Annotated in this window: 8 protein-coding genes; 3 read left to right on the top strand and 5 right to left on the bottom strand. The window is 67.7% G+C overall.

The features are described from left to right. Positions 1-62: 62 nt before the first annotated feature. The 3 genes from OKW78_RS16330 to OKW78_RS16320 form a co-directional block, all read right to left on the bottom strand. A complete protein-coding gene (locus OKW78_RS16330; protein ID WP_281196119.1) occupies positions 63-1,907 on the bottom strand; it encodes a UvrD-helicase domain-containing protein in 1,845 nt (614 codons plus the stop codon). 174 nt (positions 1,908-2,081) lie between these two features. Then, positions 2,082-2,240, bottom strand: coding sequence for a hypothetical protein (locus OKW78_RS16325; RefSeq protein ID WP_188127902.1), 159 nt, complete (start codon positions 2,238-2,240; stop codon positions 2,082-2,084). An 89-nt stretch (positions 2,241-2,329) separates the two neighbouring features. Next, positions 2,330-2,509 (bottom strand): HVO_0416 family zinc finger protein, encoded by a 180-nt coding sequence (locus OKW78_RS16320; RefSeq protein ID WP_112079158.1) that lies wholly within the window; start codon positions 2,507-2,509, stop codon positions 2,330-2,332. A 155-nt stretch (positions 2,510-2,664) separates the two neighbouring features. Between OKW78_RS16320 and OKW78_RS16315 the strand changes: the two genes are divergently transcribed. Continuing rightward, positions 2,665-3,015 (top strand): PRC-barrel domain-containing protein, encoded by a 351-nt coding sequence (locus tag OKW78_RS16315; RefSeq protein ID WP_281196118.1) that lies wholly within the window; start codon positions 2,665-2,667, stop codon positions 3,013-3,015. 36 nt (positions 3,016-3,051) lie between these two features. On the opposite strand, the gene OKW78_RS16310 is transcribed toward OKW78_RS16315, so the two are convergent. Beyond that, a complete protein-coding gene (locus OKW78_RS16310) occupies positions 3,052-3,594 on the bottom strand; it encodes a CDP-2,3-bis-(O-geranylgeranyl)-sn-glycerol synthase (RefSeq protein WP_281196117.1) in 543 nt (180 codons plus the stop codon). Between the two features lie 127 nt (positions 3,595-3,721). Between OKW78_RS16310 and OKW78_RS16305 the strand changes: the two genes are divergently transcribed. Both OKW78_RS16305 and OKW78_RS16300 read left to right on the top strand, forming a co-directional pair. Next, positions 3,722-4,561, top strand: a complete 840-nt coding sequence (locus OKW78_RS16305; protein ID WP_281196116.1) for a proline dehydrogenase family protein — start codon at positions 3,722-3,724, stop codon at positions 4,559-4,561. A 153-nt stretch (positions 4,562-4,714) separates the two neighbouring features. Further along, positions 4,715-5,476 (top strand): DUF502 domain-containing protein, encoded by a 762-nt coding sequence (locus tag OKW78_RS16300; protein ID WP_281196115.1) that lies wholly within the window; start codon positions 4,715-4,717, stop codon positions 5,474-5,476. A gap of 16 nt (positions 5,477-5,492) precedes the next feature. Here the strand turns inward: OKW78_RS16300 and OKW78_RS16295 are convergent, their stop codons facing one another. Further along, a complete protein-coding gene (locus OKW78_RS16295; RefSeq protein WP_281196114.1) occupies positions 5,493-6,422 on the bottom strand; it encodes a branched-chain amino acid transaminase in 930 nt (309 codons plus the stop codon). Between the last annotated feature and the right edge of the window lie 354 nt (positions 6,423-6,776).

Here is a 6,776-nt window from a genome sequence, read left to right as displayed (position 1 = left end):
GGCAGAGCGCTCGTCCCCGTCGCCACCGTGGCCCGGAGCGGCAGAGCGCTCGTCCCCGCCGCTCACGGCTCGGGTTCGGGAACCGCCACCTCGTCCTGGACCTCCTCGATGAGCTCCTGTGGCGGCTCGTCGCGGAGCTCGTTGAACAGCAGGACGCTGATCGGGAGCGTCGGCGCGCCACCGATGAGGCTCTCCATGATCACGAGCCGCTCGCGGGCACGGGACATCCCGACGTAGAACACCCGTCGCTCGTTGTCGGTGAGCACCGGGACGGGGCTCGTGGTCTTCGTGAACTCGTCGACCCCGTCGACGTCGGTCGGATCGTCGATGGAGGCCGCCATCTGCTCGACCACCTTCTCCGTCAGGTCCGTCGCGACGAACACGTGGTCGGCCTCGCGGCCCTTCGCGGAGTGGATGGTGCCGACGCGGACCCGGTCGGGCTCGACCTCCTGATAGTCGCCCGAGAAGTACGCCCCCATCGACTTCCGCTGGAAGCTCGTCACCTTCCGGACCATGTCGTCGGCGCTCGCGGCGTCCGGCATGAACGGGACCCGGTCGTGCACCTCGTCGGGAGCCACCTCGATCAGCGAGATGTCGTCGGCGTCGGCGGCCTCCTCGCGGTCGTCGACGAAGTCGTAGAACTCCTCGCGGTCGTGCGTACCGAACGCGGACTCCTGGAGCATGTCCGCCAGCCGGCGGGCCTCGAGCAGCGTGATCGGCTCGTCGTCGTCGAGCTTCTCGATGGCGGAGACGTAGTCCTGGACGCGGTCGGTCCACATCCGCCCGTCGGTCAGCATCGTGAACGGGATGCCGTGGTCGATGAACTCGTCGATGAAGTCGAACATCTGGTATCGCGCGCGGAACAGACACATCACGCTGCCCTCGTCGTCCTCGACGGTGTACCGGACGTTCCGGACGAGTTCGAGCATCGACGGCGACTCGATCGCCTCGACGCTTCCGCCCTCCTTACGCGGGTGGAGGTCCTTCTCCTGACGCTTGTCGATGTGGCGGATCTCGGCGTTGACGACGTTGAGGATCTCCGAGGGGAGCCGGTAGGAGTTCGGGAGGATCACGTCCTCGTCGACGTCGGTCTCCAAGAGGAGGTCGGGGTCCGCACCCTGCCACGCGTAGACGACCTGGTCGTCGTCGCCGGCGATGAGTACCTTCTCCATGTGCGGCCGCCATTCCTCGAAGACGCCGTACTGGAGCGTCGTGATGTCCTGAAACTCGTCGATGACGAGGTAGTCGACGTTGGGCACGAGCGAGCGCCCGGCCACGCGTTCGAGCATGTCGGCGAAGCCGACGAGCCCGTGTTCGCCCTTGTAGGCCCGCCACGCGCGGATCGTCTCCGGGATGTCGATCCGGTCGTCGTCGGAGGGCCACGTCGGGGTGTACTTGTTCCCCTGTTGGGCGTTGGGATCCTCCTCGGGCGGGAGCCTGACCTCCTCGACGTTCCACTGGAAGGGAACGTCGTACCAGTCGGCCACGTCGCGCTCGGTGCGCTGGAGCCACTGGGAGGTGGCGATGATCTTGTTGCCGATGGTCGTCGACCGCGCCGTTCGGCGCCCCGCCCCGCCGTGTTGGTCCTCGAACTCGATGCCGTACTCCTCACAGAACTCCTCCTTGTCGCTCTCGCCGACCACGTCGCCCCGCGAGAGGTCGAGCAGCTCGTACGCCTTCGCGTGCATCGTACAGACGTTCCCCTGGAGGCTCCGCGGGGAGACGTCGAGGCGCTCGGCGAGCCGTTCACGGATCTCGGCGGCGGCCGCGCGGGTGTAGGAGACGACGAGCACGTCGCGGACCTCCGCGCCGTCGTCCTCGAGGATCCCTTCGACGCGGTCGAGGAGGGCGGTGGTCTTCCCGCTCCCGGGGCCGCCGAACAGTCGCGTTACGGTGGGGTCGTTCATTACCGACTACTGATCGCGGCTCTCCTTAAACGCCGTGGCTCGGTGACGGGTCGTTCGGGCCGTCTACGCCCCCCGTCGGGGGTGGAGGGAGGACCGTCGAGGACGAGCGTGGGATGGAGGACTGAGCCGGGTGAACGGTGGGTTTCGGTCGGTGGCGGGCGGATCGACGGGACGTCAGTTGCTTCGGGTCGCGCGCGCTTCCCGCACGTCGGCACCGTCACGAACCAGGTCCTCACAGCCCGGACAGACGCGAGGACGGTCCACGTCGTTCGGCGTGAACACCCGGACGTAGTCGGTCGTAACGAACGAACCGCAGTTCTGGCAGGTCGGCATACGCCCCACTAGCTAATCGTTATATATAATACTGCCGCCCGATCCGGGCGGAAAGAAAACCGCTAACCGGTCGATCGATGCCGTCGGCGTCAGGTCGGCCGCCAGTCGCAGACGGAACAGCTGTCGGTTCCCTCGGGGTGGAGCGCACCACACTCGGGGCACTGAAGCTTGTTATACGATCGCTCCCAGCGTACGATCTCCGTCTCGTGGCCCCGGTCGGACAGGAACTCGTCGAACACGTCGTCGTTCGTGCTGGGTGCGCTAGACATTGCATGACAAGGTATGCCACGGCAGCATAAGTATCTTTCCGTGATTTCGGATCCAACGCTTCCTCGGACCGGATCCGACCGATCGGTCACGGACACCCGATACGGAACGACGATCCCGTACTTTTTTGTCCCGTTCCCGCCCACGCACGGGTGTCATGTCCACGGTCCTCGCGAGCGCCCTCCCCGAGAAGCCGGTGCTCAGCGCCGACGGCAGGAAGCTCGGTACCGTCCGTAACCTCACCATCGATCCACGGTCGGGAGACTTCGAGACGCTCCTCGTCGATCCCGTCGCGGACGCCTCCGACCGCGGCGAGGTGACCCGCGGCGATACGAACGAAAACGACGACGTGATCGGAAACGGCGACGCGACCACATACGACGCGACCACACAGGCCGACGAGATCACACGCAACGACGACGACGAGACGATCCGGATCCCCGGCGACGCCGTCACCGCGGTGGGCGATCAGGTGATCGTCGACCTCTCGACCGATCGACCCCGATAGCGACGCGGACCGTCGTCCCTCACCGGGAGTCGTCCCTCACCAGGGTTCGTTCTTCAGCCCGAGCGCGTAGGCGGCGACGTTCGTCACCACGTGGAGGACGGGCGTCATCACGACCACGACGGCGAGAACGGGAAGCGTGAAGACGGCCGTCGTCCAGCCGGGTGCGACGAGGAGGGCGCAGAGGAGCGCGCCGACGACGAAGTCGAGCTGGTCGAGCCCGGGGAACGACGCCCCGCGCTCCCGTCCGGAGCGCCGCTTGAGGAAGGACGCGCCGATGTCGCCGATCATCGCGCCGAACGCCAGCCCCAGCGCCGCTCGGAGCTCGAACGTGGGGAGGTCCACGCCGAGCGCCGCGCTCGCGGGACCGACGACGGCGTTGAGCGCGATCGCCACGACGACGCCGACCGCCGTCCCGACGGCGGTCCCCCGCCACGTCTTCCCGTCGCCGAGCAGGCGCGCGCCTCGCCACTCGCGGCCCCCGTCGATCGGGCGGCCGCCGCCGGCGAGCACCGCGGCGTTGTTCGGCACGTACGCTGGCACCATCGCCCAGAACGCGGTCGCGACGAGGGAACCGACCATGCCGGCATCACGCCCGTCCGCGTGATATAAACCGCGGATCCGACGGGGAACCGAAACGCGAGGTCACCGTCGCGTCCGCGGGTCGGCCGGTGACAACGCTCAAGTCGGGGGGAACCCACCTCCGGGTATGATCCCCCCGATCGCGCGCCGGTTCGTCGCCGGCGAGAGCGTCCCCGAGGCGCTCGAGCACGCACGGGAACGCAACGAGGAGGGCGTCGCCGTCATCCTGAACCTGCTCGGAGAGCACTACGTCGACCCCGCGGACGCCCGGGCCGACGCGGACGCGTACCGTCGGCTCCTCGACGATCTGTCCGGAACGGACCTGGACGCGTGCATCTCCGTCAAACCCTCGCAGATCGGCCTCGACGTCTCCGCCGACCTCTTCGAGGAGCAGTACCGCGAGCTGGTGGCGTACGCCCACGAGCGCGACGCGTTCGTCTGGTGCGACATGGAGGACGCCGACACGACCGACGCCACCCTCGACGCGTTCGAGTCGATCGCCGACGACTACCCCTGGAGCGTCGGCCAGTGCGTCCAGTCGAACCTCAAGCGAACCCGCGAGGACCTCGAACGGCTCGTCGACGTTCCCGGCGTGGTCCGTCTCGTGAAGGGCGCGTACGACGAGCCCGACGCGATCGCCTACACCGACAAGGCCGACGTCGACGAGGCGTACCGCGGCGACATCGAGTTCCTCTTCGAGCGCCGCGATCGGGGAGTCGCCGTCGGCAGCCACGACCCGGAGATGATCTCGCTCGCCAACCGGCTCGCGACCGAACACGGCACGGACTACGAGATCCAGATGCTGATGGGCGTCCGCGAGGACGCCCAGCGCGACCTCGCGAGACAGGGCGTCGACGTGAAACAGTACGCGCCCTACGGCGACAAGTGGCTCTCGTACTTCTACCGTCGCGTGCGCGAGCGCAAGGAAAACCTGACGTTCGCCGTACGGGCGATCGTCGGGCGGTGAGTCGGTGGCGGGGATGGCGGTAGATCGGTGTCGGGGATGGTGGTGGGCCGGTGGCGGAGATCGACGGTTCGTACCTCTCGGCGACCACGGACGGGTGGACCGGCAGGTGGGTGGAAGCCCTTTAAGCGTTGCCGCCGCATAGCGAGACGATAGATGTCCACGTGGAAACGCGACTTCGCCAGCGGGCTCATCGTGTTGGCCCCTCTCCTCGTTCTGCTCCTCGTCATCCGGTGGATCTACCTCCACATCGCGTCGATCCCGCTCATCGACGCGCTCCAGCCGGAAGTCATCCCCGCCCCGCTGGAGCCAGTCTCGCGGGTCGTCATCGCCATCGCGGTCTTCTCGACGCTCGTGCTTGCGGTCGGCTACTTCATGCGGACGACGATCGGCCGGCTCGCGGAGGCGAAGGTCGACGACGCGATAAACCGGATCCCCGCGCTACGCGTGGTGTACAACGCCTCGAAGCTCGCGGCCGAGACGGCCATCTCGGGCACCGACGAGCTCCAGAACCCGGTGTACCTCGAGACGTGGCCCGGCATCCGGATGACCGCGTTCCGAACGGGCAAGAAGACCCGCGACGGGAAGATCGTCCTCTTCATGCCCACCGCGCCGAACATCACCACCGGGTTCGTCATCGAGGTCGAGCCCGAGCGGGTCGAGGACACCGGCGAGAGCGTCGAGGAGGGCATGACACGGATCCTCTCTGCGGGCTTCGGCGAGTCCGCCCACCAGATACCCGTCGAGGAGGAGCGCCCGCCCGCCGACGACCGACCCGAGGACCACCGTCCCGGCGTCGGTCATCCGGGACGAACCGCCAGTGAGCGATCCGACGGCGGCGAAAGTCGAGCCGACGGCGGTGGAAACCGATCCGACGATGACGGAGAGCGGTCGGGAGACGACCCACGCTCCGATTAGCGGGTCGTGAGCCGGTCTACAGATACGTGAACCACTCGTCGTGGTCGTCGGTCCGGCGCTCGATGACCTCGAAGAAGGCCTCCTGGAGCTCCTCGGTCACGGGACCGCGGGTGCCGCTTCCGATCTCCGTGTCGTCGACGGAGCGGATCGGCGTCACCTCGGCGGCGGAGCCGGTGAAGAACAGCTCGTCGGCGGTGTACAGCTGTCCGCGGGAGATGACCGCCTCGTCGTGGACGGTGTAGCCGCGCTCCTCGGCCAGCGTGATCACCGTGTCGCGGGTGATGCCCTCGAGGATCGACTGGGCCTGACCCGTGGTGTAGATCTCGCCGTCGTTCACCATGAACACGTTCTCGCCGGGGCCCTCCGCGACGTTCCCCTCCTTGTTGAGGACGATCGCCTCGACGTAGCCGTTCCGGCGGGCCTCCTCGCCCGCGAGCATCGAGTTGACGTAGAGGCCGGTGGTCTTCACGTTCGTGGGGACCTGCGAGGAGGCGTGTTTCCGCCAGGAGGAGACCATCACGTCGACGCCCTCCTCGAGCGCCTCCTCGCCGAGGTACGTCCCCCACGGCCAGGCGGCGAGCACGAGGTCGGTCGGGCAGTCGCCCGGCGAGACGCCGAGGGACTCGTAGCCGTAGTAGGCGATCGGCCGGATGTAACAGGAGGTGAGGTCCTGCCGGTCGAGGAGTTCGAGCGTCGCCTCCGTGATCTCCTCGCGAGAGTGGCCGATGTCCATGTCGTACATCTTCGCGGAGTCGAAGAGGCGGTCGAGGTGCTCCTCGAGCCGGAAGATCGCGGGACCCTGCTCCGTCTCGTACGCGCGAAGCCCCTCGAACACCCCGGTTCCGTAGTGGAGCGCGTGCGTGAGGACGTGAGTGGTCGCGTCCTCCCAGTCGAGGAACTCCCCGTTCTTCCAGATCGTGTCGACGTCCATCTCGTCGAATCCCATACTACCGGACTCGAGACGTCCGGGCTTAAATTTATGACATACCCATCCCGCTCCGCCGGATCCGCGTCTCGCGAATACGGATGAGTGCCACGGCAGACGCCATCAACGCCTCGGGCGTTCGTACGAAGTCGTCGGTAGTGCGGGGAACGGCTTCAAAGCCCCAGCCGTGAATCCGTGCCTCTGGCAGCCGGCGGCGTTGCCGCCGGCGACCGCCCCTTTGCGTCCCACCCCGCACAACTCCGCACCGCGCCTCACGCCTCCCCAGCCTCGTCGGCTCGGCGGGTATACACGCCGAACCGACTCCCTCGCGGGCCGGTCGCGGGCCAGTGGCCCGCTCCCGGGCGCGCCGACAGC

The sequence above is a fragment of the Halorubrum sp. F4 genome (genome assembly GCF_027257195.1).
Taxonomy (GTDB): Archaea; Halobacteriota; Halobacteria; order Halobacteriales; family Haloferacaceae; genus Halorubrum.
Note: the sequence above shows the minus strand (reverse complement) of the source record. Positions and strands in the feature narration are given on the sequence as shown.